Origin of the sequence: Komagataeibacter xylinus NBRC 15237 (assembly GCF_001571345.1) — a bacterium.
GTDB classification, from domain to species: domain Bacteria; phylum Pseudomonadota; class Alphaproteobacteria; order Acetobacterales; family Acetobacteraceae; genus Komagataeibacter; species Komagataeibacter xylinus.
Window position 1 is genome coordinate 1 of the sequence record NZ_BCTP01000020.1, and the last position, 25951, is coordinate 25951.

A 25951-nucleotide genomic window follows, 5' to 3' on the forward strand; every position below is an offset into this window, starting at 1 on the left:
GTCGTGAAGCAAATACTGACATCTATTGCTTTGATTTTCATAATCGTGATCTGCATTGATGACGCATTTGCCCAGAGTGAAACTTCCAAATCCCTGCCCGTCGAGCTTGAACCCTACGCCGCCCACGCCTTTCCGCTTGAAGGGTGGGGCAACGCCGTGGTTGACCCGCAGGTGCCCACCCTGCATGGCGCGCCGCATCTGCTTGGCCAGTGGTTTGGCGCACGCCGGTGGCTGAATAAACATGGCCTGTACCTCAACTTCGCGGTCAATGAGGAATTCATGGGCAATGTGCGCGGCGGGCGCACGCGCTCGGACGTGCTGGCAGGCCAGGTAGCCGGTGAGCTTGATATCGACTGGCAGCGGCTTGCGCATGTGAGCGGGTTATGGACCCACATGCTCGTCATCAACGGCCATGGGCGCAACTTCGGCTACAACCTTGGTGATTCGGTCACCAACCCCGAGCAGATCTATGGCGGGCGCGGTAATGTCGTGGCGCACCTGGTGGCGCTATATGCCGAAAAGACATTCCTGCATAAACGGATCGTTGTTTCCGGCGGTGACATTCCGACCGGCAGCTTCTTTGCCTATGACTACGTGGCCTGTTCTTTCATGAACGTGTCGGTGTGCAGTAATTTCGCGCCGGGCAAATACGTGCCGGGCGGGCGTGACTGGCCTTCGGGCAATCTTGGCGGGGTGCTGCGCGTGTTCCCGGCCAAGAAAGTCTACCTCATGGGGGGCATCTTCATGGTGTCGCCCCACGCCTATAACGGCGGCATTTCAGGCTGGGCGCTGGCCCAGAGCGGCATGAGCAAGGTCACGTCGCAGGTCGAGCTGGGCTGGATGCCGTGGTTTGGCAAGCATTCGCTGCGCGGCAACTACAAGCTTGGCGCGTGGTATGACAATTCGCGCTATCCCAACCTTTATGCCGATGTTCATGGCAACTCCTTCCAGCTTACGGGCCAGCCGCGCCGGTATGAAGCGGGCATGAGCACGGCATGGTTCATGTTCGACCAGATGCTGGTGCGCAATGGCCCCGGTGTGGCGGAAGGACTGGTGGCGGTGGGTGGCGCTGGCTATTCGCAGGGCAACCTCGTGGCCATGCGTGACCATGAATGGATTGGCCTTGTTGAATCAGGCTCGCCGTGGCACCGCAGGCAGGACCAGATCGGGGCCATGTTCCAGCATATGGACATGAGCAGCACGCTGTCGCTGCAGCAGGAATCATCGCGCGCGCTCGGCCTGCCCTACCTGAGCAACCAGTGGGGGCCGGTATGGGGCGTGCAGCATTGGGAAAATGTATACGAAGCGTTTTACAGCACCCACGTCCTGCGCAATTCCACCACGATGCAGTTTGACTTCCAGTACCTGCAGCACCCCGGCGCCACGACCACCTTCCATGATGCCGCCGTGCTTGGCATTCAGTTGACGGCCAACCTGTAAGAAACTGTTTGAAAAACAGATCATTGATAAAAAATGATAAAAGCTTCCGGGTGCCGTTTTTTTTTCAGAAAGACGGTGTTCTTCGAAGCTTTTTGAAAAAAAACTTCCTTATGATTGCCGGATGTTTTCAAGAACCAAAAGGCGGAAACATGCATGACCTGATTTATGCTGTATCGCCCTGTCGTAGTATTTGTGTTTCAATCTCTTTTTTTAATAAACTCTGACAATGAATTGATGGCGTCCAGCACGGCTTGCCGTTTTACAGCGACATGATAGCGTACGGCTGGACCTGAAATTTCCGGAAAAGCAGGATAATGCAGAACAGGCAGGCGCTTTTGGTAAAAGAAAAGATGGCCTATGGCTGCGGTGATGCCGCCTCCAACATGATGTGGGGCATGACGTCATCCTACCTGATGTATTATTATACGGACATATATGGGCTGCCGCTGCTTGCCGTATCATGGATATTGCTGGTGGCCCGTGTTGTCGATGCCTTCTGCGATCCAGCCATCGGCTACATTGTTGACCGCATGGGCGGCATGATCATACCGCGCCTGATCCGCCTGCTTGCCATTCCCTTTGGCCTGACGGGCTTCCTGTGCTTTCTGGCCCTGCCGCTTTCGCCCACGGGGAAAGTGGTGTGGGCTGGCACGACCTATATCGTGTTTGGCGCCATCTATTCGTGCATCAACACGCCTTATGGTGCGCTGGCGGTTATGATGAGCCGCTCCGCCACGGGGCGCGTTGGCCTTAATGCCTTCCGCATGATGGGTTGCCAGGCGGGATCGCTGCTTGTGGCGCTGCTCACCATTCCCGCCATCACCTGGCTCGGTGGGGGCGAGAGTGCGGCGCAGCACCGCTATGGCATGGCGGTTTATGTGCTGGCGCTGTCCGTTCTGTGCAGCTTTTTATGGCTGTGCGTGGCGCGTGGCTGCACCATACGGCATGCACCGGCACCCGTCCGCCAGAACCCTATGGTCACGCTGCGCCATCTTTGTGCAAACCGGCACTGGGTGCTGAGCAACCTGCTCGCATTCTTTTACTTCGTGGGGCAGGCGGCCCTGTTCGGCTTTGTTCTGTATTACGCCCGCGTCATTCTGGGTGGCACGGAGCAACTGGGCGCCAATATCATTACCTTCATTACTGTCCTGCTGTTTGCGGGCGTGCCCGCGTGCCTTCCGCTTGCAAGACGTATGGGGACTGCGCGCAGCGGGATCATATGCCTGATGGCACAGGGAGCCGCCTATCTGATGATGGCTGTGGCAGGTGCGTCCATGACGGGTTTTGTCCTGTCCGTAGCGCTTCTGGCGCTGGCGCAGGGCGTGATGTCTCCACTGTATTACACCTTGCTGGCGGAAGCCGTGGATGATGGTGATCCGCGCACCTCGACCGGGGCGGCCGGCCTGGCGTATTCGATCAACACATGGGTTACGAAACTGGCGATGGGGCTGACCGGCTTTGTTCTGGCACAGTTCCTGTCACAGGGCCATTACATCGAGGGTGGACTTGCGCAGCCCCCGGAACTGTCCGCATGGATTATGGCAGGATTTGTGTGGCTGCCACTGGGCGCGGTCTGCATGCAGGCGCTGTGCCTTCTGGCATGGCGCGGCAGGGCATGACCATCATGTCGGCGCTGTAACTGAAGGAGGCCTGATCAGGCCTGCCCGGTCAGGTGCGCGCACAAACAGACAGGTGGCACGCGCCCGGGCAGCATGCCCTCCGGTTTGTCGTGGCAGGATCAGGTTGAGCATTCAGCCCGTATTTGACTTGAGCAATTTGAATCCCTTCCAGAAAACTTCGACTTTCTTGCCGAAGGTCAGGCGGACTTCGGTCGGAGGCTCGATGCGGAAAGGGAAGCCGGGCGTGATCCACGCGATGCGATGTGCTTCGTCCTGTATTTCACAACCACACCGCAGTAATGATCCGCGGATATTAGCCATATGCCGTTCCGCCTGGCATCCTCACTGGCTGCCTCCATGTGGATAAAACACCACCTTGATGCAGTCATCCTTCTTGTCGCGGAATTTTTCATATAAAGCAGGCCCCTCCTCAAGATTGGCGGAGCGGTGGCTGATCACGAAGGAAGGGTCGATTTCCCCGTTCTGGATACGCTCAAGCAGCGGCTGGAGGTATTTCTGGGCATTGGTCTGGCCCGTGCGCAGGGTCAGGCCCTTGTTCATCAATAGCCCGATCATGACCGGCCCGAGCGCGCCTGCGTAAACGCCGGGCATCGACACGATGCCGCCGGGCCTGCAGCCCAGAATGGCCTGGTTGAGCGCAAAGGGCCGCTCGAGCGTAGTAACCGAGAGCAGGGCCGAGCCGACCTTCTGCATCATGGTATCTGCGCCATGCGCTTCCATGCCCACGGCCTCGATCACCGCATCCGGCCCCAGCCCGTGGGTCATTGCAACGAGGGTTTCCTGAATATTTTCAGTGCTGAAATCAATTGTCTCAGCTCCGGCAGCCTGCGCCATGGCCAGCCGCTCGGGCACCTGATCTATGGCGATGACCCGTTTGGCTCCAAGCAGGAAGCATGAGCGGATCGCCATCTGCCCCACCGGGCCGCAGCCCCATATGGCGATGGTCTTTTCAGCCTCGGGCGTGATATCGCACTGTTCGGCGGCCTGATAACCGGTGGGGAAAATATCGGACAGGAAAAGAACCTGATCATCACTCAGCCCTTCGGGCACGATGATTGGCCCGACATCCGCATGCGGCACCCGCAGGTATTCCGCCTGCCCACCGGGAAAACCACCCGTAACGTGCGAATAGCCAAACAGCCCCGCCAGCGGGTAGCCAAATGTCTCGGCCTGCTGGCGGCCATTGGGGTTGGTGCGCTCGCAGCAACTCCAGTTACCCCACTTGCATTGCCGGCACGCCCCGCACGAGATGGTAAAGGGCACCACAACCCGGTCGCCTACCGTAAGGCGGGTGTTGTCGCGCCCCACCTCCACCACCTCGCCCATGGTTTCGTGGCCGAGAATATCGCCGCACTGCATGGTGGGCATCATGCCATCCATCAGATGCAGGTCGGAGCCACAGATGGCGCAGGCAGTTACTTTGATGATGGCGTCATGCCCATCCATAATGACAGGATCAGGCACGCTTTCGCAGGTGATCTTGCCCTTTTTCTGCCAGGTCAGTGCTTTCATGGGAAAACGTCCTGCTTGAGGGGGATATCAGGCAGACGCATGGCGGGCGGTATGGTTTGCTGGCCTGCTCCAGAAAAGCGCTCCGCTTCCAGAATAATCATGATGAAGAGCAGAAGTTCCTGGGTGCCGTTCTTCTTCAAAAAGGCGGCGTTCTTTGAAGATTTTTGAAAAAAGCTTCACCAAAAACTTTTATTCCTGGATGCTGGTTTCGCGTGGGGCGTAAAGCCGTTCCAGCATGGAAGGCTCAAGCACATCGGCCGCAGGCCCATCGGCCATGATCCGCCCCTGTCGCAGCGCAATGGCGCGGTCAAACACGCGGGCAGCGGCAAGCGGGTCATGCGTGGTGGCCACGATGGCGTGGCCCTGCGTGGCAAGCTTTTGCAGCAGGGCGTAAAGCCGCTGCTTCTGCCCGTAATCCAGCCCGGTTTCCGGCTCATCGAGAATGAGCGTGCGCGCCCCCTGCGCCAGCGCGCGGGCCAGCAGGGCTGCCTGCCGCTCCCCGCCCGAAAGTTCGGTATAGGGCCGGTCCGCCAGATGGATGATGCCCAGCGCATGCAGGGCGTGCGTCACCTCATCGCGGTCATGGCGGTGCAGGCCAGGCGCAAAGGGCGTTTCCGCCAGGCGGCCCATGCCCACGATGTCACGCACGCTGTAGGGAAACAGCGGCACATGCCCCTGCGGCACATAGGCAATACGCCGCGCCACCTCGCGCCGGGACCACGCCTGCATGGGCTGTCCCTCCAGCAGAACCTGCCCTGCCCCCGGTCGCGCCAGCCCCAGCAGCAGGCGCAAGAGCGTGGTCTTGCCCGCGCCGTTATGGCCAAGCAGCGCGGTCATCTCCCCTGCCCTGATGCCAAACGAAAGATCGTGCAGCACAATGCGCCCGGCATGACTGAAACTGACATGATCCATGCACAGCACGACACTCATGCCCGCCACCCCCGCCGCAGCAGCGGCAGCACGGCCACGAACAGCGCCACACCGAGCAGGTCGGCAATCAGGCCCACGGGAATTTCCTCAACTGAAAGCGTGCGCGCCAGATCATCGCACACCAGCAGGAACATGCCGCCAAGGCAGGCACTCGTGGGCAGTACGCGCATGTTGCACGGCCCCACCAGCAGCCTTGCCACATGCGGCACCACCAGCCCCACCCAGCCAATCATGCCTGCAACCGAGACCGTGAGCGCTGCCAGCACTGTCGCCGCGCCAATTACGCCATAGCGCAGCGCCACGACCGGAATGCCCAGCGTGCGGGCCTCCTCATCGCCCATGGCCAGGCCATCGAGCATGCGCCCACACGCGCTGAGCAGCACGATGCCCACCACAACCGGCCCCACCATCACGCCCAGCGCGCGCGGCGTGACCTGCGTGAGGCTGCCCAGCAGCCAGAACACGATGTCAGGCAACTGGTTCTGCGGGTCAGCCACGTATTTGAGCAACGACAGCAGCGCCGTGAACAGCGCCGAACTGATCAGCCCGCCAAAGACCAGCATCAGCATCGACGCGGCATCAAACAGATGCGCCACCCCCACGCCACAGGCCACCGCCAGCAGCCCGCCAAGAAAGGACAACCCCCCAACACCCGCAGGCCCAAGCCCCCACACAATGCCCAGTGCCGCCCCGGTGCCCGCCCCGGCCAGCACGCCCAGCAGGCCGGGCGAGACCAGCGGATTGCGAAACACCGCCTGATACGCCGCCCCCGCCACCGAAAGCGCCGCCCCCACGCAAAGCGCGCCGCCAATGCGCGGCAGGCGCGCGCCAAACACCACGCTATGCACCATATGCGCCTGTGGCGTATCGGCGCTGGCCACCAGCCCCAGGCTTGCGGCCAGCGCGTGCAGCACCTGCGCGGGCTGCACCGCAAAGCGCCCGATACAGGCCGAGAAAACCGCAAGCCCCACCAGCACGATGGTCGCCAGGGCTGCAATCATCAGCCTGCGCAGCCTCAAGGGGCGCTGCCCGGCACGGGCTGCGGCGACTGGCCTGCAAGGATGCGCCGTGCATCGTCCTCGGTCAGGTTGTAGTGGAAATAGGTGCGGTAGAAATCCCGCGTCAGCGCCACGGGGTCGATGTCGTCAAACAGGTCGGGGTGCAGCGTTTTCGCCGCCCAACTGATCTGGAGTGGCAGTTCGCTGCCATAGCGATCCCACGGGAACACGCCAGATGGGTTGGCATGGACCCGCCCGTTGCGCACAGCGTCCAAACGCTGCCACAGCCCGCCAGCGGTGGCGGGGTCGGTAGTGCCGCAATCAGGGCCGAGGATGATGACATCAGGGTTCCACGCCGCCACCTGCTCGGGCGTGACCGGCTTCATGTTACCGCTCACCCCGGTTGCGGCATTGCGGCCCCCCGCCAGCGTAATCCATTCATCCACGATGCTGCCCGCCCCATCCACCCGCAGCGGATGCAGCGACTGGATGTGCAGCACGCGCGGGCGCGCTGCCTCGGGCACGTTGGCAAGACGCTCGCGCACGTCATTGACCGTCTGCTTCATCATGGTGCGGTAATGGGCCGCGGTGGCGTGCGCGTGCTCGGTGCCAAGGGCCGCCGCCGTCATGTCCACCACGCGCAACAGGCCATCGACATCCTGAAATGACGAGACAAGCACCGGAATATCCACCGCGCCAAACGCCGCAATGGCCGCCGAGGCCTGCGGCACGAACACAAGATCCACCTGGTCATGCAACAGGGATTCGGCATTGACCTGCGGCCCGTTGACCACCTGCGCCTGCGCGAGTGCCGGAAACACGCGGTACATCCACGGCCGCGCCTGCGGGCTGTCCACCGTCATCACGATCTGCTGCACACCGCCAAGCATCAGCAGCAGTTCATTATGGGCGAACCACAGATCGGCAATGCGGGCGGGATGATCAGGCACGGCCTGCGCGTGGCCCGCCATGTCCGTAATTTCGCGCGCCGTGGCGGGATGGGCCGCGAGGCCCGCTGCCATGACGCATGCCAGCGCCCCGGTGGCTACAGTGCATCTGCCCCAGTTCACAATCCTGTCCCCTGAGCGGTTATTATATCCTTGCAGATATATAGACTAACCGCCCCGGCGCAATCAGCCCCACAGAGGTTGCCTGAAAAGCCAACCCTGAAAACATAAGGAGGTTTTGGGTAAAGCTTTTTTCAAAAAGCTAAAAAAATGCCGCCTTTTTTCAAAAAAGGCGGCACCCGAAAACTTTTACTGTTTTCTCAAACGCGCATCAGGCCTCGTAAGTGCTCATATCGGGGCAGGAGCAGATCAGGTTGCGATCGCCATAGGCATTGTCCAGCCGGTTGACGGGCGACCAGTATTTGCTCGCCGGATGCACCGCACCGGGCAGGCAGGCGCTCGCGCGGTCATAGGCCCGCGCCCAGTCGGGATCGGTCAGGTCGCGCACGGTGTGTGGCGCGTGGCGCAGGGGGCTTTCCTCAATGGTGAGTTCGCCTGCCGCAACCGCGCTGATTTCCTTGCGGATGGCAATCATCGCATCACAGAACCGGTCCAGTTCGGCCCGGCTTTCGGACTCGGTCGGCTCGATCATGAACGTGCCCGCAACCGGAAAGCTGACCGTGGGCGCATGGAAGCCATGGTCAACCAGCCGCTTGGCAATGTCATCGACCGTCACCCCCGTCTCGTCCTTGAGCGGACGCAGGTCGATGATGCATTCATGCGCAACACGGCCATTGGCCCCCTGATACAGCACCGGGTAATGGGCCGCGAGGCGGGTGGCGATGTAATTGGAGTTCAGGATCGCGACCTCGGTGGCGCGTTTCAGCCCGGCATCCCCCATCATGACCATGTACATCCACGAAATGGGCAGCACATCCGCCGAGCCGAAGGGCGCTGCCGAAATGGCGTTGGCCCCGCCATCCTGCGGCGCACCCGGCAGGTAGGGGGCCAGATGCGCCCCCACCCCGATCGGCCCCATGCCGGGGCCACCACCGCCATGGGGAATGCAGAAGGTCTTGTGCAGGTTGAAGTGGCTGACATCGCCGCCATACACGCCCGGCTGCGCAAGGCCCACCTGCGCGTTGAGGTTCGCGCCATCAACGTAAACCTGCCCGCCCGCAGCGTGCACCAGTTCGCAGATCTCGCGCACGTTTTCCTCGAACACGCCGTGGGTCGAGGGATAGGTGATCATGATCGCGGCCAGCGCATCGGCGTGCTTCGCGATCCTGGCTTTCAGGTCTTCAATATCGACATTGCCGTTGCTGTCGCACGCCACCACCACCACCTTCATGCCCGCCATCTGGGCGGAAGCCGGGTTGGTGCCATGGGCGGAAGCCGGAATGAGGCACACATCACGCCCCATGTCGCCGCGTGCGCGGTGGTAGCCACGAATGGCCATCAGCCCCGCAAACTCGCCCTGTGCGCCCGAGTTGGGCTGGAGCGACACCGCCGCATAACCGCTGATCTGGCACAGCATGCGCTCCAGATCAGTGAACAGGCGGGCATAGCCGCGCACCTGGTCGGCTGGCGCGAAGGGATGGATATTGCAGAATTCAGGCCACGTGATCGGCAGCATCTCCGCCGTGGCATTGAGCTTCATGGTGCACGAGCCCAGCGGGATCATGGAGCGGTCAAGCGCAAGGTCACGGTCGGCGAGGCGGCGCATGTAGCGCAGCATGTCGGTTTCCGACTGGCAGGCCGAGAAGATCGGCTGGGCCAGAAGTTCACCCGTGCGCACGAGGCCTTCGGGGATGGTGCTGCCTGCGGCGGAAAGCCCGGCCTCGACCTGTGCTACGCGGGCCGCATCGCCACTGACAGCCGCCCATATGGCGCGCACCGTGTCCGGCGTGGTGGTTTCATCAAGGCTGATGCCCACATGGGCGGCATCGACCCGGCGCAGGTTCATGCCCGCATCGAGCGCACGCCCTATTACCGCATCGGTCTGCACGCCGGTGTTGACGGTGATGGTATCAAAGAACGCCTGCGTCACCACCTCGGCGCCCAGCGCGCGCAGCCCTGCGGCAAGGATGGTGGTGAGTTTGTGGATGCGCGTGGCAATGGCCTTCAGCCCCACCGGCCCATGATACAGCGCATACATGGAGGACACGATGGCGGGCAGCGCCTGCGCCGTGCAGATGTTCGAGGTCGCCTTCTCGCGGCGGATATGCTGCTCGCGCGTCTGGAGCGCCAGACGGTAGGCAGGCTTGCCGCGTGCATCGATGGACACGCCCACGATGCGGCCGGGAATGTTGCGGCGGAAGGCATCGCGCACCGCCATATAGGCCGCATGCGGGCCACCGGCTCCCATGGGCATGCCGTAGCGCTGCATGGAGCCCACCGCAATATCGGCCCCCAATGCGCCGGGGCTTTGCAGCAGCATCAGCGCCAGCGGGTCGGCGCACAGGGCGGCGATGGCACCGGCGGCATGCAGCTTTTCAATCCACGCGCGCGGGTCGCGCAGTTCACCCGTCGAGCCGGGATACTGGAACACCGCGCCAAACACCGCCTGCGCATCAAGGTCGGTGGCAGGGTCGCCCACCACAACCTGCCAGCCCAGCGGCTCGGCGCGGGTGCGGATGACGGCGATGGTCTGCGGGTGGCAGGCGGCATCGACAAAGAAGGCGCTGGCCTTGCTTTTGGCCACGCGGCGGGCCATGGCCATGGCCTCGGCGGCGGCGGTGCCTTCATCGAGCAGCGAGGCATTGGCCACGTCCAGCCCGGTCAGTTCGATCACCAGCGTCTGGAAATTGAGCAGCGCTTCAAGCCGCCCCTGGCTGATCTCGGGCTGGTAGGGCGTATAGGCGGTGTACCACGCCGGGTTCTCCAGCACGTTGCGCTGGATCACGCCGGGCAGGATGGTGTCGTAATAGCCCTGGCCGATCAGCGAGGTCAGCACCCGGTTCTCGCTTGCCATGCCGCGCAGCCGGGCCAGCGCCACATGCTCGGGCACGCCCGCGCCAAGGCCCATGGCGCCATCAAGGCGGATGGAACCGGGCACGGTCTGGGCCATCAGGGTGTCGAGCGTATCCGCCCCCACCACGCGCAGCATGGCCGCCACGTCATGTGCATCGGGGCCAACATGCCGGGCGCAGAACGCCCCGGCATCATCGCCCGTATCTTGCCACAGGGAAGAAGAACCGCAGGAAGAAGACGTCACGGCCAGCATACTCCGTAAAAGGTGGGAACGAGGGGGAAAATCAGCCAACCAGCGCGGTGTAGGTGGCGTGGTCCATCAGCCCTTCAAGCTGGGTGGCGTCGGCCACGGTCATGCGCACGATCCAGCCTTCGCCCTCGGGGTCGCGGTTGATGAGGGCCGCGTCATCGGTCAGCGCATCATTGAAGGCCAGCACATCGCCCGTGACGGGGGCATAGATGTCGGATGCCGCCTTGACGGATTCGACCACCGCCACGCTGTCGCCCTGCTCCACGGTCGTGCCGGGGTCACGCGCTTCGGAGAACACGATCTCGCCGAGTTCGTTGGCCGCATGCGCCGTAATGCCGACCACGGCCACATTGCCTTCAACGCGCAGCCACTCATGTTCCTTGGTGTAATAGACGGTCATGTCCGTGCTTCCTTGATCTGGATAGGGGTTTGAAAAAAGCGAAAAACTAGCGTTTGAACGTGGCCGCCACGAACGGCAGCGCCACGACCGACACCGGTAGCAGCCGCCCGCGCACGCTGGCGAACAGCCGCGTGCCCACGGCTGCATGATCGGTTGCCACGTAGCCCATGGCCACCGGGCCGCCCACGCTGGGGCCAAACGCGCCTGACGTGACCTGGCCCGCAGGCACCTGCCCCGCCTCATCGGCAAACAGCGCCACACCGCCACGCACCGGGGCGCGGCCTTCGGCACGCAGGCCCACGCGGCGGCGCGTCGTGCCATCGGCAAGCTGGTCAGCCACGATCTGCGCGCCAGGGTAGCCGCCCGCGCGCGCGCCACCGGGCCTGCGACTTTTCTGGATGGACCATTCCAGAGCACCTTCCACCGGGGTGGTGGTCAGGTCGATATCCGCGCCATACAGGCACAGCCCCGCCTCAAGCCGCAGGCTGTCACGCGCGCCAAGGCCCACCGGAGCGACATCGGGCTGGGCCAGCAGGGCGCGGGCTACCGCCACGGCGCCTTCGTTGGCCATGCCGATTTCATACCCGTCCTCGCCGGTATAGCCCGAGCGCGAGACGATGCAGTTCACGCCTGCAAGCGCCATTTCCGCCACATCCATGAAGCGCATGGCGGCGGCAGCGGGGTTCAGGGCAACGAGTGCGGCCTCGGCTGCCGGGCCCTGGAGTGCGATCAGCGCGCGGCCATCGAGCATCTCGACCGTGCAGGTTGCGTTCAGGGCCTTGTGCACATGGGCAAAATCGGCCGCCTTGCAGGCAGCATTGACCACGAGCAGCAGCCACTCGCCCATATTGGTCACCATCAGGTCATCGCTGATGCCGCCATCATCGGTGGTGAACACGGCGTAGCGCTGGCGGCCGGGCTTGAGGGCCGCAATATCGGCAGGCACCAGCGCCTCGAGGGCGGCAGCCGCATCGGCGATGTTGCCCGAGCGCGGGCGGATGCGCACCTGCCCCATATGCGAGACATCGAACAGCCCGGCCTTGGTGCGCGTGTGCAGGTGCTCGGCCATGACGCCGGCGGGGTACTGCACCGGCATGTCGTAGCCTGCAAACGGCACCATGCGGGCGCCGAGTTCGATATGAAGGTCGTAAAGCGGGGTGCGCAGCAGGGGCTGGGTCATGCGGGCTGGGCCTTATGCAGGTCCGCAGGCGCGCACGCGGCCCTGCATGCCAGGCATGCGGGCGGGCAGGCACGAAATGCGCCGGCGGAACAGATCGGGGAAAATACGGAGAACACGGTAACGAACGGCGTAGGCATGCGGGACTCCTGTCGAATCCTGTGTGGATTCCAAGTGCCCCTTCTGTCGCATGTGCCTGAGATCGCTATCCCGTCGGCGGGCATCCGGGTTACGGATACCTCTTTCCAGAAGTCTTGGCCGACCGGTCCTTTGGCCTGAGAGTTTCCGGGGCGGTTGCTCCTTCGGCGCTGGCGCAGGGCCAGTCTCTCCCGTGTCGACGAAGCTGACTTGACATGAGCCGACGCGCCAAGTCAATCCATGAAGATGCGCAACGAGCGCGCCCATCATGACACCGCCCACCGCAGGCATTACGTTCTGGGCCTGTAACGTAAAAAGGATGATCCCTTCATGAGCACAAGCCCGCTGACCATCGTGGCCGAATTCCGCATTCCCGCCGAACATCGCAACCACTTCCTCGAACTCTGCGCCTATGACAGCGCCCATTCGGTTGCGGATGAAAGCGGTTGCCAGCGCTTTGAGGCCGTCTGCCCGCTCGATGACCCGCAGACCGTGATCCTGGTGGAAGTCTATGATGATGAAGCCGCCTTCGAGGCCCATCTCGCCACGCCGCATTTCAAGGTGTTTGAAGTCGCCGTGAAGGAACTCGGTGCTGATCTGGTCAGCCTGCGCAAGACCGCCCGCATCGCGCCCCGCACCTGAACACCTGCCTGACGCCACAACAAAAAAGGCCGGAGGGACATGCCCCTCCGGCCTTTCTTTTACCCCGGCACCCTGATCAGCGCGGCAGGTTCTGCGCGATATAGGGCGGCAGGACGAAGGAGGCGACATGCATCTCCGGCGTCCAGTAGCGCGTATTGGCAATGCCCGCCTTTTCGGCGCGCGCGCGGATCACATCCACCGGCTGCCGGCCCGGCACCGTGCCCTTGGCGGCCACGCCCAGCGTCATGAACCCGCCCACATAGGTCGGCACGGCAGCGACATAGGCCGAGACATGATCAAAGAACTGCGCGCGCCGCGCACTGGTGTCACGCAGTTCATCCGCCTGCATGAACGGCACGCCGCACTGGTTCACGATAATGCCGTTGGCGCTCAGGATGCGCGCGCAGTGGCTATAGAACGAATCGGTAAACAGCACCTCGCCCACGCCGATCGGGTCGGTGCTGTCGACGATGATGACATCAAACGATCCATCCGCCGCGTTCGTCACGTATTCAATGCCATCGCCCACGATCACCTCGGCGCGCGGGTTGGTCCAGGCATCGCCTGCGATGGAGGGCAGGAACTTCTTGGACAGTTCGATGACCTCGCCATCGATCTCGACCATCACGGCCTTTTCCACCGTGCGGTGCTCGAGCACGCGGCGCAGCACGCCGCCATCGCCCGCACCGATGATCAGCACGCGCTTCGCATCGCCATGCTCGAGCAGCGGCACGTGGGTCAGCATTTCCTGATAGACGAATTCGTCGCGTTCCGTGATCTGAACCACGCCATCGAGCATCAGCACCCGGCCAAGATCGACATTCTCGAACACCGCAATGTCCTGAAACTGGCTTTTGGTGCGTGCCAGCAGCCTGTCCACGCTCAGTTCCTGCCGCCAGCCCTGATACAGGCCCTCGCTGATCCACTCACGGGACATGACCAACCCCCTTTACGTCTTTAATCGATGCACATGAAAAAGCACGGGCCGGAAATACATCCGGCCCGCCACTTCGACTTTGATTTACTGAAAGCATGCCAGGGCGCATAAACGCCACCCCGGCCACAGCCCTTAAAGCTGCACGCGCCCACGGCGCTGCTCGTCCACCTCGATCCGGCCTGCCTGGAACAGGCGCTGCATGACCGGAATGGCAAGGCGCGGATCGCACGCCCCACACATGAAAATATCCACGGCGGCAAAATTGCGCTCGGGCCATGTGTGAATCGAGATATGACTTTCCGCCAGCACGACCACGCCCGACACGCCGCCATTGGGCGTGAAGTGATGGAAGTGGCTATGCAGGATCGTCGCCCCCGCCGTGACGGCGGCCTCGCACAGGGTACGATCGATCTGTTCCGGATCATCAAGATTCCGGGCATCCCACAGATCGACAAGAAGGTGCGTTCCCGCAAACTTCATTCCGTCTTTCTCGACGAAATAATCCTTCCGGTCGTCCTCGGACGAAAACGGCGCTGAAGAAATCTGGTTATCGCTCGGGTGTTCCGAGACCATCCCCAGTTGAGCAAGTGCGTTCATCACGTACCCCCAAACCAGTAGACAGCCTGTTGGGCAGAATTGCCCCCTTGGGCCAAGAGAGGCGCTGATAGGACCTGCGGGGCTTGGGGTGCAAGTGTTTTTCGCACTGTGCGAAAAGTTTTTTGCACCCACCGTGCAACCCGTTACGCAAAGTGGTGTCTATTTTGCCGGTTTACGCTTCGCTTTTGCCGGTTTTTCTTTCTTTTTCGGGCTTTCGGGCGTTTTGGCAGCCGCAGGCACTGTGGCTTTTTTGCCGCGCGGCCTGCGCGGCACCACAGGCGCCTCTTCCACCGGCACGAGCGGCCTGTGTTCGAGCAGCGGGCGCAGGAATCGCCCGGTATGGCTTTCAGGCGTGGCCGCCACCTGCTCGGGCGTGCCGCAGGCCACGATGCGGCCACCGCCATCGCCGCCCTCCGGCCCCATGTCGATCACCCAGTCAGCGGTCTTGATCACCTCGAGGTTGTGCTCGATCACCACCACCGTGTTGCCCTGGTCCACCAGCGCGTGCAGCACCTCGAGCAGCTTGCGCACGTCCTCGGTGTGCAGGCCAGTGGTGGGTTCATCGAGAATGTAGAGCGTGCGGCCCGTAGCCCTGCGCGCCAGTTCCTTTGACAGCTTGACGCGCTGCGCCTCGCCACCCGAAAGGGTGGTGGCCTGCTGGCCCAGCGCCACGTAGCCCAGCCCCACCTTCTGCAATATGGCCAGCCGGTCGCGGATGCGCGGCGCGGCGGAGAAATAGGGCAGCGCCTCGTCCACCGACATGGCCAGCACATCGGCAATCGACTTGCCACGGAACTTCACGTCCAGCGTTTCGCGGTTGTAGCGGGCCCCCTTGCAGGTATCGCACGTCACAAACACATCGGGCAGGAAGTGCATCTCGATCTTGAGCACGCCATCGCCCTGGCACGCCTCGCACCGGCCGCCTTTTACGTTAAACGAGAAGCGCCCGGGCTTGTAGCCGCGCGCCTTGCTCTCGGGCAGTTCGGCAAACCAGTCGCGGATGGGGGCGAACAGGTCGGTATAGGTGGCGGGGTTGGAGCGCGGCGTGCGCCCGATGGGCGACTGGTCGATGTCGATGATCTTGTCGAGCTGCTCCAGCCCGTCGAGGCCCTTATAGGGGGCCGGGTTCTGGCCCGAGCCCATCAGCTTGCGTGAGAGCGCCTTGTACAGCGTATCGATCACCAGCGTGGACTTGCCGCCACCCGACACGCCGGTGACGCAGGTAAACGTGCCGAGCGGGAACTTGGCCGTCACGTCCTTGAGGTTGTTGCCCGTAGCCCCGCGCAGCACGAGTTCGCGCTTCGGGTCGATCTTGCGGCGCTTTGCGGGCACGGGAATGCATTTGCGGCCTGACAGATACGCACCGGTCAGGCTGTCCGGGTTGGCCGCCACTTCCTGCGGGGTGCCGGCGGCGACGATGTTGCCGCCATTGACGCCAGCACCCGGCCCCATGTCGATCAGCCAGTCGGCGGCGCGGATGGCGTCCTCGTCATGCTCGACGACGATGAGAGTGTTGCCCAGCTTTTTCAGCCGGTCGAGCGTGCCGAGCAGGCGCTCGTTATCGCGCTGGTGCAGGCCGATGGAGGGTTCATCGAGCACATACAGCACGCCGGTCAGCCCCGAGCCGATCTGGCTGGCCAGGCGGATGCGCTGGCTCTCCCCGCCTGAAAGCGTGGCCGAACCGCGTGACAGCGTAAGATAATCCAGACCCACGTCATCGAGGAAGCGCAGCCGGTCGAGGATCTCGCGCAATATGCGCCGCGCGATCTCGGCGCGCTGGGGCGTGAGTGTCGCCTCCACCGTGCCAAACCATTCCAGCGCCCGGCTGATGGGCATGTCGGATGCCTGGGCGATATTCAGCCCCGCCACCCTGACCGAAAGGGCCTCGGGCCGCAGGCGCGCGCCATCGCACACATGGCAGGGCTTTTCGGACTGGTAGCGTGAGAGTTCCTCGCGCACCCATACGCTGTCGCTCTCGGCCATGCGGCGGCGCAGGTTGGTCACCACGCCTTCGAACGGCTTGGTCAGGCTGTAGGCGCGGCGGTCGTCGCGATAGGTGAATTCGATGGGGTCTTTTCCCCCCTCAAGGATCACGTCGCGCACGTCCTCGGGCAGGTCTTCCCACGGGGTGTCCATCGACACGCCATAATGTTTGGCGATGGAGGCCAGCGTCTGGGTGTAGTACGGGCTCTGGCTGTTGCGCCACGGGGCGATGGCGCCTGCGGCGAGTGAAAGCGATTCGTCGGGTACGATCAGGCGCGGGTCGAAAAAGGTTTCCTGCCCGATGCCATCACAGGCCGGGCACGCGCCCTGCGGGGCGTTGAAGGAGAACAGGCGCGGTTCGACCTCCTCGAGCGTAAAGCCGCTGACCGGGCAGGCGAAGCGCGAGGAGAACACCGTGCGCGGGGCGTCCTCGCCCTCCTTCGCGTTCTTCACCACCTCCTCGGCATAGACCAGCCCGTCGGACAGGCCGAGAGCGGTCTCGAAACTGTCGGCCAGGCGGCTCTCGATGCCTTCCTTGACCACGATGCGGTCTACCACCGCCTCGACCGTGTGGCGCAGGCGGCGGTTGAGTTCGGGCACCTCGTCAATGGTGTAGAGCGTGCCGTCCACCTTGGCGCGGGTGAAGCCCTTGCGCTGGAGGTCGGCCAGTTCCTTCCTGCACTCGCCCTTGCGGTCGCGCAGCACGGGGGCGAGCAGCATGAGCCGCGTGCCCTCGGGCATGGCCATGACGCGGTCGACCATCTGGCTGATGGTCTGCGCCTCGATCGGCAGGCCGGTGGCGGGCGAATACGGCACGCCAGCGCGCGCCCAGAGCAGGCGCATGTAGTCATGCACCTCGGTCACGGTGCCGACGGTGGAGCGCGGGTTCTTTGACGTGGTCTTCTGCTCGATGGAGATGGCGGGCGACAGCCCCTCGATCGAATCGACGTCTGGCTTGCCCATCAGCTCAAGGAACTGCCGCGCATAGGCCGAGAGGCTCTCCACGTAGCGCCGCTGGCCCTCGGCATAGACCGTATCGAACGCCAGCGAGGATTTGCCCGAGCCGGACAGGCCGGTCATGACCGTGAGCGCATCACGCGGAATGTCCACATCGACATTCTTGAGGTTATGCGCGCGGGCACCCCGCACGCGAATGGACTGCTGGCTGACATGCTGACCCGCCGGAACCTGCCCCGGACGCGAAGAAACGCTCATGAACTCTCCCTGTTCCGATCCCGTGGGGGGAGCGGATGCTGGCCGCGATATCCGGCCCTGTCATATCTGGTCCCGCCAGTCCATTCGGACAAGGGTTGCACGACGCATGATGCGCGCAAGCCGGCACTGCGCGCGCACTCGCAATTTATACGATGATCCTTTAAGATCGCCGCACCTCTATTCGCCACGGCAGCCTGACTGGCAGCCAGCGTGGCAACCGGCGGGGCCAGCAGGCCACGATCCGCCGGACCCATATTCGAAGGACAGCATATGGCGGGCAGCGTCAACAAGGTCATTCTGGTCGGCAACCTGGGCAAGGACCCCGAAGTGCGGAACAGCCAGAGCGGGGCGAAGATCGTCTCGCTCACCCTGGCCACGAGCGATACATGGAATGACCGCGCCTCGGGCGAGCGGCGCGAGCGCACCGAATGGCACCGGGTCGTGATCTTCAATGACCGCCTGGGCGACGTGGCCGAGCGCTTTTTGCGCAAGGGCCGCAAGGTCTACCTCGAGGGCACGCTCCAGACGCGCAAATGGACCGACCAGAGCGGCCAGGACCGCTACACCACCGAGGTGGTGATCGACCGCTTCCGTGGCGAACTGGTGCTGCTTGACAGCAATCGCGGCGGTGACTCCGGCGGCGGCGATGACATGGGCGGCGGTTATGGTGGCGGCGGTGGTGGCGGTGGCTACAGCCCGCCCGCGCGCAGCCAGCCCCAGCCCCAGCGCAACGAGCGCCCGGCAGGCGGTGGTGGCGGTGGCGGTGGCTGGGACGCCCCCGCCGGTGGTGGCAGCGACCTGGACGACGAAATTCCGTTCTGAGCCGCTCCTGCCCCCCGCGCGGCGCTTCGCGCCGGGGGGCAAGCCATGCTATGAGAGACGCAGGGATATGATGGCTGCCAACCGCGCCATGCCTGCCTTCCGTTCCACCCCCGTGGCTCCGTGGCCGTGGGGATGGATAACCCTGACATGACGGAACTGCCTTGACCGAGATACCCGACGATCCCCTGCCCCCGTCCGACATGCTGCCGGTCACCATCGAGGAGGAAATGCGCTCCTCCTACCTGGCCTATGCCATGTCCGTCATTGTCAGCCGCGCCCTGCCCGATGTGCGCGACGGGCTGAAGCCGGTCCATCGCCGCATCCTGTATTCCATGCGCGAGAGCGGGTTCACGCACGACAAACCCTACCGCAAGTCGGCCCGCGCGGTGGGTGACGTGATGGGTAAATACCACCCGCATGGCGACTCCTCTATCTATGACGCCATGGTGCGCATGGCGCAGTCGTGGTCGATGCGGGTGAAGCTGATCGACGGGCAGGGCAATTTCGGCTCGGTGGATGGCGATTCGCCTGCCGCCATGCGCTATACCGAGGCCCGTCTGGCCAAGGCCGCCGCCTTCCTGCTCGATGACATCGACCGCGATACCGTCGATTTCCAGCCCAACTATGATGAAAGCGAGCAGGAACCCAAGATCCTGCCCGCAGCCTTCCCCAACCTGCTGGTCAATGGCGCCTCGGGCATTGCGGTGGGCATGGCCACCAACATTCCGCCGCACAACCCCACCGAGATCATCGATGCGACGCTGGCGCTCATTGCCCGCCCGGACATGACGCTCGATGACCTGCTCGAATACGTGCCCGGCCCCGACTTCCCCACCGGCGGCACCATCCTGGGCCGCGCTGGCATCCGCAGCGCGTTCGAGACCGGGCGCGGCTCGGTCATCATCCGCGCGAAGGCCGAGATCGAGGAGATCCGCAAGGACCGCAAGGCCATCATCGTCACCGAGATTCCGTATCAGGTGAACAAGGCCACGTTGCAGGAGCGCATTGCCGACCTCGTGCGCACCAAGCAGGTGGAAGGCATCTCCGACATCCGCGACGAGAGCGACCGCTCGGGCATGCGCATCGTCATCGAGATCAAGCGCGAGGCGACGCCGGAGGTGGTGCTCAACCAGCTCTACCGCTTCACGCAGCTCCAGACCTCGTTTGGCGTGAACATGCTCGCCCTTGATGGCGGCCAGCCCCGCCTGATGGGCCTGAAGGACGTGCTCGAGGCGTTCGTCCGCTTCCGCGAGGACGTGATCCTGCGCCGCGCGCGCTTTGACCTCAACAAGGCCCGCGACCGCGCCCATCTGCTGGTTGGCCTGGTCATTGCGGTCGCCAACATCGATGCCGTGATCGCGCTGATCCGCTCCGCACCCGACACCGCCACCGCCCGCGCGGCACTCATGGCGCGCGCATGGGATGCAGCCGACGTGGCCCCCCTGCTCGAACTCATCCATGATGAAGGCAATGTCATCGTGGACGGGAAGGTCCACCTGACCGAAGCGCAGGCCCGTGGCATCCTTGAACTGCGCCTGCAGCGCCTGACCGGGCTGGAGCGCGACAAGATCCAGAGCGAACTCTCGGAAGTGGCGGTCAAGATCAACGAGCTGCTGGAAATCATCGCCAGCCGCCCGCGCCGCATGGAGGTGATGTGCACGGAACTCGCCACCATCCGCGCCGAACTCGCCACCCCGCGCGCCACCGACATTGCCGATTACGCCGGTGACCAGACCGATGAAAGCCTGATCGAACCCGGCCAGATGGTGGTCACCATCACGCGCGAGGGCTTCATCAAACGCACGCCGCTTGATGTGTTCCGCGCCCAGAACCGGGGCGGGCGTGGCCGCACGGCGGCAGGGCGGCGGGGTGATGACATCATCGTCCGCTCGTTCAACGCACATACGCACCAGTGGGTGCTGTTCTTCTCATCGGGCGGCAAGGCCTACCGCGAGAAGGTGTGGCGCCTGCCCGAGGCCAGCCCCACCGCCAAGGGGCGCGCGCTGGTCAACCTGCTGCCCGACCTGGGCAGCGACACGATCACCGCCGTCCTGCCCCTGCCGCAGGATGAGGAGCTGTGGGAGAACCTGCACCTCGTCTTCGCCACCGCATCGGGCAGCGTGCGGCGCAACCGGCTGAGCGATTTCCGCAACATCCGCTCATCCGGCCTGATCGCCATGAAGCTGGAAGGTGATGACCGCCTGATCGGCGTCGCCACCTGCCGCGAGGGGCAGGACGTGTTCCTTGGCACGCGCAATGCACGCTGCATCCGCTTCCAGATCACCGATGACACGCTGCGCGTGTTTGCCGGGCGCGGCAGCTCGGGCGTGCGCGGCATCAGGCTGGCCGAGGGCGACAGCGTGAACAGCCTGTGCGTGCTCAACCATGTCGAGGCCACGGTGGAGGAACGCGCCGCCTACCTGCGCATGGCCAATGCCCGCCGCCGCGCCGAGGCCGCCACCGGCGAGGAGGAAATCGAGGACGCCATGGCGCAGGACGACGGCGAAACCGCCGAAGACCTGCCCCTGGCCCCCGAGCGCTTTGCCGAGCTTGAAGCAGCGGAAGAAGTGCTGCTGATCGTAAGCAACGCGGGCTTTGGCCGCCGCTCCTCCGCCTATGACTACCGCGTGAGCGGGCGTGGCGGGCAGGGCATCAACAACATGACCTTCTCGGCCAACAAGCGCGGCAACGCGGTGGTGGCCACCCTGCCGGTGCTCGAAGGCACGGATGTCATGCTGGTGACCGATGCGGGCCGCCTGATCCGCCTGCCGATCGCGCAGGTGCGCATCATGTCGCGCCAGGCCAGCGGCGTGACCCTGTTCCGCCTGAACGACACGGAAGAGGTGACCAGCGTCTTCCCCGTGATGGATGATGGCGAAGAGGGCGAGGACGGTGATGCCGCCGAGGCCGCCACCCCTGACGCCCCTGATGCTGGCGGCGATGACTGAGGCCGCGCCCGCCCGCACCGGCTTCTATCCGGGCACGTTCGATCCCGTGACCTGCGGGCACATGGATATTATCGAACGCGCTGCGGGGCTGATGGACCGGCTGGTGATCGGGGTGGCCGAAAACCCCGACAAGCACCCGCTCCTGCCACTTGAGGAGCGGATCATGTGCCTGCGCACCGATATCGCGCCGCTCAACGCGGGGCGGGCCATGCCCATCACCGTTGTCGGTTTTACGGGGCTGGTGGTGCATGCGGCGCGTACGCATGGGGCGCATGCAATCATTCGCGGGCTGCGGGCGGTTGCGGATTTCGAATACGAGAACCAGATGTTCGGTATGAACCAGCACATGGCCCCGGACATTGACACGCTGTTCCTCATGGCGCGCGAGGGGCACCAGTACGTCTCCTCGCGGCTGGTGAAGGAAATAGCGAAGCTGGATGGGGACATTTCCGGTTTTGTCCCTCCCTTTACGCGCGGGCATATCCTGAGCCGCCTGCGCGGCTGACGGGCCGGGGCCGCGCCTTGGCGCGGCCTGGCCCTCCCACACCCAAATTTACGAAACGGATCACAATGTCTGCTACAGAAAACAAGTCCGACCTGATCAACGTCGATCTCAAGACAGGACGGGTGGTGATCCGCCTGCGTCCCGACATTGCGCCGCTTGCGGCAGAGCGCATCCGCACGCTGGCGGCGGAAGGCTTTTACGACAACACGCCTTTCCACCGCGTGATCCATGGCTTCATGGCGCAGGGCGGCGACCCCACGGGCACCGGCACCTCGGGCAGCAAGCTGCCGGACCTGAAGGCCGAGTTCACCAACAAGGCCAAGTTCGAGCGCGGCACGGTGGGCATGGCCCGCACCATGAACCCCGATAGCGCGAACAGCCAGTTCTTCATCATGTTCGAGCCCTCGCCGCACCTTGATGGCCAGTACACCATCGTGGGCCAGGTGATTGAAGGCATGGACCATATCGACCAGATCAAGCGTGGCGCTGGCCAGAGCGGCATGGTGCAGGACCCCGACCGCATCATCAAGATGCGCCCGGCCGACGCCGAGGCCTGATTGGCCACCCGCCGGGCGGCGCACCCTGCCGCCGCCCGGCACCCCTGCGCACGCGCATAAACGGCACGCGCAGGTTGACACTCCCGCCGTGGATGTTTAGAGACCTGCCCAAGGCGCCACGCCCCGGCCTGACCGGTAGCCTGGCCCTTGATAAAACAGGTCATGTGAGCCGGTAGCTCAGTCGGTAGAGCATTCGACTTTTAATCGAATGGTCGTGGGTTCGAATCCCACCCGGCTCACCAGAACCCTTCTCCCCTTCCCTGCTTTTTGTGGCCTCCGCGCCCCCTATTGCTCCCTTTTGCGCAACGTGGGCGGCAGTTGTTCGTGCCTGTTCGCGCGAACGCGTGGCGTTGTGGCCTTATTTCCATAAAATCTCGATATAGCCGCCATGGACCACCCCGGCCCGTGGCGATAACGCGTGGCCGGATGCCAGCTTTCATGGGTCAGGCAGGCTACGGAAAAGTGCGTTTTCAGGTGGGTTCATATTCGTTTTAATAATTAAGTTATCTTATCGCTATTTTTTTATAATTTTATGTCTTGATCTGGGTCCATTTTTTCAAATAAATGGCCTTCCGCCATGCGGTCACAGGATATTCGCACATTCCGGCCGCTTTCTCTCCCGCTATCGTTGCCGGTGCAATGGATGGCGAGCCTGCCCCGGCACAACCCGGCGCAGGTGCTTCAAAGTCTGTGAGATGCCATGAGCCTGCACCCCGTCCTGACCGCCGTGACCGAGCGGATCATCACCCGTTCGGCCCGCACCCGCAGGGCCTATCTGGACCTGATTGCCCGCGAGCGTGAAAACGGCATCAGCCGCCCCCGCCTGGCCTGCGGCAACCTGGCCCATGCCATTGCGGCCTCGGGCAGCGACAAGGCGGGCCTGCGCGCGGCAGGCGGCATGAATGTAGGCATCATCACCGCCTATAACGACATGCTCTCCGCCCATCAGCCCTATGCCCGCTACCCCGACCAGATCAAGCTGTTCGCGCGTGAGGTAGGCGGCACGGCGCAGGTGGCCGGTGGCACGCCCGCCATGTGCGATGGCGTGACCCAGGGCCAGTCGGGCATGGAAATCTCGCTGTTCAGCCGCGATGTCATTGCGCTGTCCACTGCCGTCGGGCTGAGCCATGGCATGTATGAAGGCGTTGCCATGCTGGGCATATGCGACAAGATCGTGCCCGGCCTGCTCATGGGCGCGCTGCGCTTTGGCCACCTGCCCACCATCCTCATTCCCTCCGGCCCCATGCCCTCTGGCCTGCCCAATAGCGAGAAGCAGCGCATCCGCCAGCTTTATGCCGAGGGCAAGGTGGGCAAGGACAAACTCATGGATGCGGAATCCGAATCCTACCACGCGGCGGGCACCTGTACCTTCTATGGCACGGCCAATACCAACCAGATGCTCATGGAAGTCATGGGCCTGCACCTGCCCGGCTCATCCTTCGTGCCACCCAACACGAAGCTGCGGCAGGAACTGACACGTGCCGCCATCCACCGCCTGAGCGAGATCGGCACGCGCGGCGAGGACTACCGCCCGCTGGGCCTGTGTGTTGATGAACGCGCCATTGTCAACGCCGCCGTGGGCCTGCTGGCCACGGGTGGATCGACCAACCTTGCCATCCACATTCCCGCCATGGCGCGGGCGGCAGGCATCATCATCGACTGGACCGACCTCGACCAGCTTTCCGCCATCGTGCCGCAGCTTACCCGCGTCTATCCCAACGGGTCGGAAGATGTGAACGCCTTCCACAACGTGGGCGGCATGCCCAGCCTGATCGGCTCGCTGCTTGATGCCGGCCTGCTGCACCCCGATATCCTGACCGTGGCCCGTGGCGGCTTTGCCGAATACCGCAAGAAGCCCGAACTGCGTGAGGACAGGGTGGTATGGGAAGAAGCTGGCCCCTCCACCAATGAGAGCATCCTGCGCGCGCCCGCCAATCCCTTCCGCGCCGATGGCGGCATGAAGGTGATGGAAGGCAATCTGGGGCGCGGCATCTACAAGACCAGCTCCGTCGCCCCCGAGCGCTGGACCATCGAGGCCCCGGCCGCCGTGTTCGACCATCAGGAAGACGTGCTGACCGCCTTCCGCGCGGGCAAGCTCGACCGTGACGTGGTTGTCGTGGTGCGCTTTCAGGGACCTGCCGCCAACGGCATGCCGGAACTGCACAAGCTTACCCCCACCCTGGCGGTGTTGCAGGACCGCGGCCACAAGGTCGCACTCGTCACCGATGGCCGCATGTCGGGTGCCAGCGGCAAGGTGCCTGCCGCCATTCATATCGGACCGGAAGCCTATGTGGGCGGCCCGCTGTCGCTGCTGCGCGATGGCGATGTGGTGCGCGTGTGCGCGCAGACCGGCCGCATCGAGGCACTGGTTGAGGCCAGCGTGCTGGCCGACCGCACGCCCGCCCGCCCGCCCGCGCCGCAGTTTGGCACCGGGCGTGAACTGTTCGCGCTGATGCGCAATCATGTGGACCTGCCCGAGCAGGGGGCCTCGGCCATTCTTGCCTCCATGGACCACATGGCGGCACAACAGAGCGCATGAACCCCAACGCCTTGCACAAGGGAGCCGACATGGCCCGCATTGAAGAGATCATGACCCTTGCCCCGGTTATTCCGGTGCTGGTCATTCACGACCCCGCCTATGCCCGCCCGGTGGCCGAGGCCCTGGTGGCCGGTGGCCTGCGCGCGCTGGAAGTGACCCTGCGCACCGACTGCGCACTGGAGGTCATTGCCGAGATGGCGAAGGTGGAAGGCGCGGTTGTAGGCGCAGGCACCGTGCTCAATGGCGATGACCTCAAGCGCTCGGTCGATGCCGGGGCGCGCTTCATTGTCAGCCCCGGCCTGACCACGGGAGTTGCGCAGGCGGCACAGGCCAGTAACGTGCCGCTGCTGCCCGGCACGGCCAATGCCAGCGACATCATGCGCGGGCTGGACCTTGGGCTGACGCATTTCAAGTTCTTCCCCGCCACCGCCGCAGGCGGCATCCCGGCGCTCAAGGCGCTTTCCGCCCCGTTTGGGCAGGCGCGGTTCTGCCCCACCGGCGGCATCAAGGCCGAGACCGCAGCAGACTGGCTGGGCCTGCCCTCCGTGCTGTGCGTGGGTGGCTCGTGGCTGGTGCCCGCCGGTGCGCCGGATGTGGCGGCCATTACCGCGCGCGCAAGGCAGGCGGCGGCCCTCAAGGTCTGATCGCCTCATACCGCGCTGATCAAAATAAAACTTCTCAGGTGCCGCCTTTTTTCAAAAAAGGCGGCATTCTTTTTGGAAGTTTTTTGAGAAAATATTTACCAGAACTGTCCGTAACTTAAATAACCGCCAACAATTCACTTCTGCCCTCGCCTTTCGG

At 63.8% G+C, this 25951-nt stretch carries 21 protein-coding genes, 1 tRNA gene and 1 riboswitch; of the genes, 10 read left to right on the forward strand and 12 right to left on the reverse strand.

The features are described 5' to 3' along the window. Positions 1 to 3 precede the first annotated feature (3 nt). Together GXY01S_RS09455 and GXY01S_RS09460 are read left to right on the forward strand one after the other, a co-directional pair. Positions 4 to 1440 carry a carbohydrate porin gene (locus GXY01S_RS09455; protein ID WP_061274542.1) on the forward strand — a complete coding sequence of 479 codons (1437 nt, stop codon included), beginning with the start codon at positions 4 to 6 and terminating at the stop codon, positions 1438 to 1440. A gap of 314 nt (positions 1441 to 1754) precedes the next feature. Further along, the gene (locus tag GXY01S_RS09460) at positions 1755 to 3059 is read left to right on the forward strand and encodes an MFS transporter (RefSeq protein ID WP_061274473.1); all 1305 of its coding nucleotides are present in this window, start codon (positions 1755 to 1757) and stop codon (positions 3057 to 3059) included. 132 nt (positions 3060 to 3191) lie between these two features. Here the strand turns inward: GXY01S_RS09460 and GXY01S_RS18105 are convergent, their stop codons facing one another. The 9 genes from GXY01S_RS18105 to gcvT form a co-directional block, all read right to left on the reverse strand. Then, positions 3192 to 3380, reverse strand: a complete 189-nt coding sequence (locus GXY01S_RS18105; protein ID WP_129551707.1) for a hypothetical protein — start codon at positions 3378 to 3380, stop codon at positions 3192 to 3194. Between the two features lie 21 nt (positions 3381 to 3401). Continuing rightward, positions 3402 to 4592 (reverse strand): zinc-dependent alcohol dehydrogenase, encoded by a 1191-nt coding sequence (locus GXY01S_RS09465; protein ID WP_061274475.1) that lies wholly within the window; start codon positions 4590 to 4592, stop codon positions 3402 to 3404. Then, a complete protein-coding gene (locus GXY01S_RS18110; RefSeq protein ID WP_156470304.1) occupies positions 4589 to 4732 on the reverse strand; it encodes a hypothetical protein in 144 nt (47 codons plus the stop codon). The genes GXY01S_RS09465 and GXY01S_RS18110 overlap by 4 nt, the downstream gene beginning before the upstream one ends. Before the next feature lie 49 nt (positions 4733 to 4781). Next, positions 4782 to 5522 carry an ABC transporter ATP-binding protein gene (locus GXY01S_RS09470; protein WP_061274547.1) on the reverse strand — a complete coding sequence of 247 codons (741 nt, stop codon included), beginning with the start codon at positions 5520 to 5522 and terminating at the stop codon, positions 4782 to 4784. Continuing rightward, complete coding sequence (locus GXY01S_RS09475) at positions 5519 to 6523, reverse strand: FecCD family ABC transporter permease (protein ID WP_061274544.1); 1005 nt, start codon at positions 6521 to 6523, stop codon at positions 5519 to 5521. The genes GXY01S_RS09470 and GXY01S_RS09475 overlap by 4 nt, the downstream gene beginning before the upstream one ends. A 14-nt stretch (positions 6524 to 6537) precedes the next feature. After that, entirely contained in the window at positions 6538 to 7542 is a 1005-nt protein-coding gene (locus tag GXY01S_RS09480) for an ABC transporter substrate-binding protein (protein WP_082770806.1), read from the reverse strand. 256 nt (positions 7543 to 7798) lie between these two features. Then, positions 7799 to 10693: an aminomethyl-transferring glycine dehydrogenase gene (gene gcvP / locus GXY01S_RS09485; protein WP_061274477.1), complete on the reverse strand. Its 2895-nt coding sequence runs from the start codon at positions 10691 to 10693 to the stop codon at positions 7799 to 7801. 31 nt (positions 10694 to 10724) lie between these two features. Further along, a complete protein-coding gene (gene gcvH / locus GXY01S_RS09490) occupies positions 10725 to 11090 on the reverse strand; it encodes a glycine cleavage system protein GcvH (RefSeq protein ID WP_061274479.1) in 366 nt (121 codons plus the stop codon). A 46-nt stretch (positions 11091 to 11136) separates the two neighbouring features. Beyond that, positions 11137 to 12270, reverse strand: coding sequence for a glycine cleavage system aminomethyltransferase GcvT (gene gcvT, locus GXY01S_RS09495; RefSeq protein ID WP_061274481.1), 1134 nt, complete (start codon positions 12268 to 12270; stop codon positions 11137 to 11139). Positions 12271 to 12521: 251 nt separating this feature from the next. Then, positions 12522 to 12609: riboswitch (glycine riboswitch) on the reverse strand. A 126-nt stretch (positions 12610 to 12735) separates the two neighbouring features. Here gcvT and GXY01S_RS09500 point away from each other — a divergent pair. Continuing rightward, positions 12736 to 13047, forward strand: a complete 312-nt coding sequence (locus GXY01S_RS09500; protein WP_061274482.1) for an antibiotic biosynthesis monooxygenase family protein — start codon at positions 12736 to 12738, stop codon at positions 13045 to 13047. Positions 13048 to 13123: 76 nt separating this feature from the next. On the opposite strand, the gene speE is transcribed toward GXY01S_RS09500, so the two are convergent. The 3 genes from speE to uvrA form a co-directional block, all read right to left on the reverse strand. After that, entirely contained in the window at positions 13124 to 13984 is an 861-nt protein-coding gene (gene speE / locus GXY01S_RS09505) for a polyamine aminopropyltransferase (protein ID WP_061274484.1), read from the reverse strand. Positions 13985 to 14116: 132 nt separating this feature from the next. Then, positions 14117 to 14581 carry an adenosylmethionine decarboxylase gene (gene speD / locus GXY01S_RS09510; protein WP_061274486.1) on the reverse strand — a complete coding sequence of 155 codons (465 nt, stop codon included), beginning with the start codon at positions 14579 to 14581 and terminating at the stop codon, positions 14117 to 14119. Between the two features lie 159 nt (positions 14582 to 14740). Beyond that, positions 14741 to 17779, reverse strand: a complete 3039-nt coding sequence (gene uvrA, locus GXY01S_RS09515) for an excinuclease ABC subunit UvrA (protein ID WP_061274488.1) — start codon at positions 17777 to 17779, stop codon at positions 14741 to 14743. 270 nt (positions 17780 to 18049) lie between these two features. Here uvrA and ssb point away from each other — a divergent pair, with 270 nt between their 5' ends. From ssb to eda, 7 genes are all read left to right on the forward strand, one after another. Continuing rightward, on the forward strand, positions 18050 to 18601 hold the full coding sequence (gene ssb, locus GXY01S_RS09520; RefSeq protein ID WP_061274490.1) for a single-stranded DNA-binding protein: 552 nt from the start codon (positions 18050 to 18052) through the stop codon (positions 18599 to 18601). Between the two features lie 161 nt (positions 18602 to 18762). Further along, positions 18763 to 21549 (forward strand): DNA gyrase subunit A, encoded by a 2787-nt coding sequence (gyrA, locus tag GXY01S_RS09525; protein ID WP_061274492.1) that lies wholly within the window; start codon positions 18763 to 18765, stop codon positions 21547 to 21549. Continuing rightward, a complete protein-coding gene (coaD, locus tag GXY01S_RS09530; RefSeq protein ID WP_061274551.1) occupies positions 21542 to 22054 on the forward strand; it encodes a pantetheine-phosphate adenylyltransferase in 513 nt (170 codons plus the stop codon). The genes gyrA and coaD overlap by 8 nt, the downstream gene beginning before the upstream one ends. A 65-nt stretch (positions 22055 to 22119) precedes the next feature. Further along, complete coding sequence (locus GXY01S_RS09535) at positions 22120 to 22611, forward strand: peptidylprolyl isomerase (RefSeq protein ID WP_061274494.1); 492 nt, start codon at positions 22120 to 22122, stop codon at positions 22609 to 22611. A 166-nt stretch (positions 22612 to 22777) separates the two neighbouring features. Beyond that, positions 22778 to 22853, forward strand: a tRNA-Lys gene (locus tag GXY01S_RS09540). A 458-nt stretch (positions 22854 to 23311) separates the two neighbouring features. Further along, positions 23312 to 25150: a phosphogluconate dehydratase gene (gene edd / locus GXY01S_RS09545; protein WP_061274496.1), complete on the forward strand. Its 1839-nt coding sequence runs from the start codon at positions 23312 to 23314 to the stop codon at positions 25148 to 25150. 29 nt (positions 25151 to 25179) lie between these two features. After that, positions 25180 to 25794 carry a bifunctional 4-hydroxy-2-oxoglutarate aldolase/2-dehydro-3-deoxy-phosphogluconate aldolase gene (eda, locus tag GXY01S_RS09550; protein ID WP_061274553.1) on the forward strand — a complete coding sequence of 205 codons (615 nt, stop codon included), beginning with the start codon at positions 25180 to 25182 and terminating at the stop codon, positions 25792 to 25794. Positions 25795 to 25951 lie beyond the last annotated feature (157 nt).

Excerpts from the sequence above, each read along its gene's own strand:
- ssb (WP_061274490.1), top strand. The coding sequence starts at position 18,050 with ATGGCGGGCAGCGTCAACAAGGTCATTCTGGTCGGCAACCTGGGCAAG.
- gcvT (WP_061274481.1), bottom strand. The coding sequence starts at position 12,270 with ATGACCCAGCCCCTGCTGCGCACCCCGCTTTACGACCTTCATATCGAA.
- gcvH (WP_061274479.1), bottom strand. The coding sequence starts at position 11,090 with ATGACCGTCTATTACACCAAGGAACATGAGTGGCTGCGCGTTGAAGGC.
- GXY01S_RS09535 (WP_061274494.1), top strand. The coding sequence starts at position 22,120 with ATGTCTGCTACAGAAAACAAGTCCGACCTGATCAACGTCGATCTCAAG.
- gcvP (WP_061274477.1), bottom strand. The coding sequence starts at position 10,693 with ATGCTGGCCGTGACGTCTTCTTCCTGCGGTTCTTCTTCCCTGTGGCAA.
- uvrA (WP_061274488.1), bottom strand. The coding sequence starts at position 17,779 with ATGAGCGTTTCTTCGCGTCCGGGGCAGGTTCCGGCGGGTCAGCATGTC.
- GXY01S_RS18105 (WP_129551707.1), bottom strand. The coding sequence starts at position 3,380 with ATGGCTAATATCCGCGGATCATTACTGCGGTGTGGTTGTGAAATACAG.
- coaD (WP_061274551.1), top strand. The coding sequence starts at position 21,542 with ATGACTGAGGCCGCGCCCGCCCGCACCGGCTTCTATCCGGGCACGTTC.
- speD (WP_061274486.1), bottom strand. The coding sequence starts at position 14,581 with ATGAACGCACTTGCTCAACTGGGGATGGTCTCGGAACACCCGAGCGAT.
- GXY01S_RS09470 (WP_061274547.1), bottom strand. The coding sequence starts at position 5,522 with ATGAGTGTCGTGCTGTGCATGGATCATGTCAGTTTCAGTCATGCCGGG.
- eda (WP_061274553.1), top strand. The coding sequence starts at position 25,180 with ATGGCCCGCATTGAAGAGATCATGACCCTTGCCCCGGTTATTCCGGTG.
- GXY01S_RS09460 (WP_061274473.1), top strand. The coding sequence starts at position 1,755 with ATGCAGAACAGGCAGGCGCTTTTGGTAAAAGAAAAGATGGCCTATGGC.
- speE (WP_061274484.1), bottom strand. The coding sequence starts at position 13,984 with ATGTCCCGTGAGTGGATCAGCGAGGGCCTGTATCAGGGCTGGCGGCAG.
- GXY01S_RS09500 (WP_061274482.1), top strand. The coding sequence starts at position 12,736 with ATGAGCACAAGCCCGCTGACCATCGTGGCCGAATTCCGCATTCCCGCC.
- GXY01S_RS09480 (WP_082770806.1), bottom strand. The coding sequence starts at position 7,542 with ATGGCAGCGGGCCTCGCGGCCCATCCCGCCACGGCGCGCGAAATTACG.
- GXY01S_RS09465 (WP_061274475.1), bottom strand. The coding sequence starts at position 4,592 with ATGAAAGCACTGACCTGGCAGAAAAAGGGCAAGATCACCTGCGAAAGC.
- edd (WP_061274496.1), top strand. The coding sequence starts at position 23,312 with ATGAGCCTGCACCCCGTCCTGACCGCCGTGACCGAGCGGATCATCACC.
- GXY01S_RS09475 (WP_061274544.1), bottom strand. The coding sequence starts at position 6,523 with ATGATTGCAGCCCTGGCGACCATCGTGCTGGTGGGGCTTGCGGTTTTC.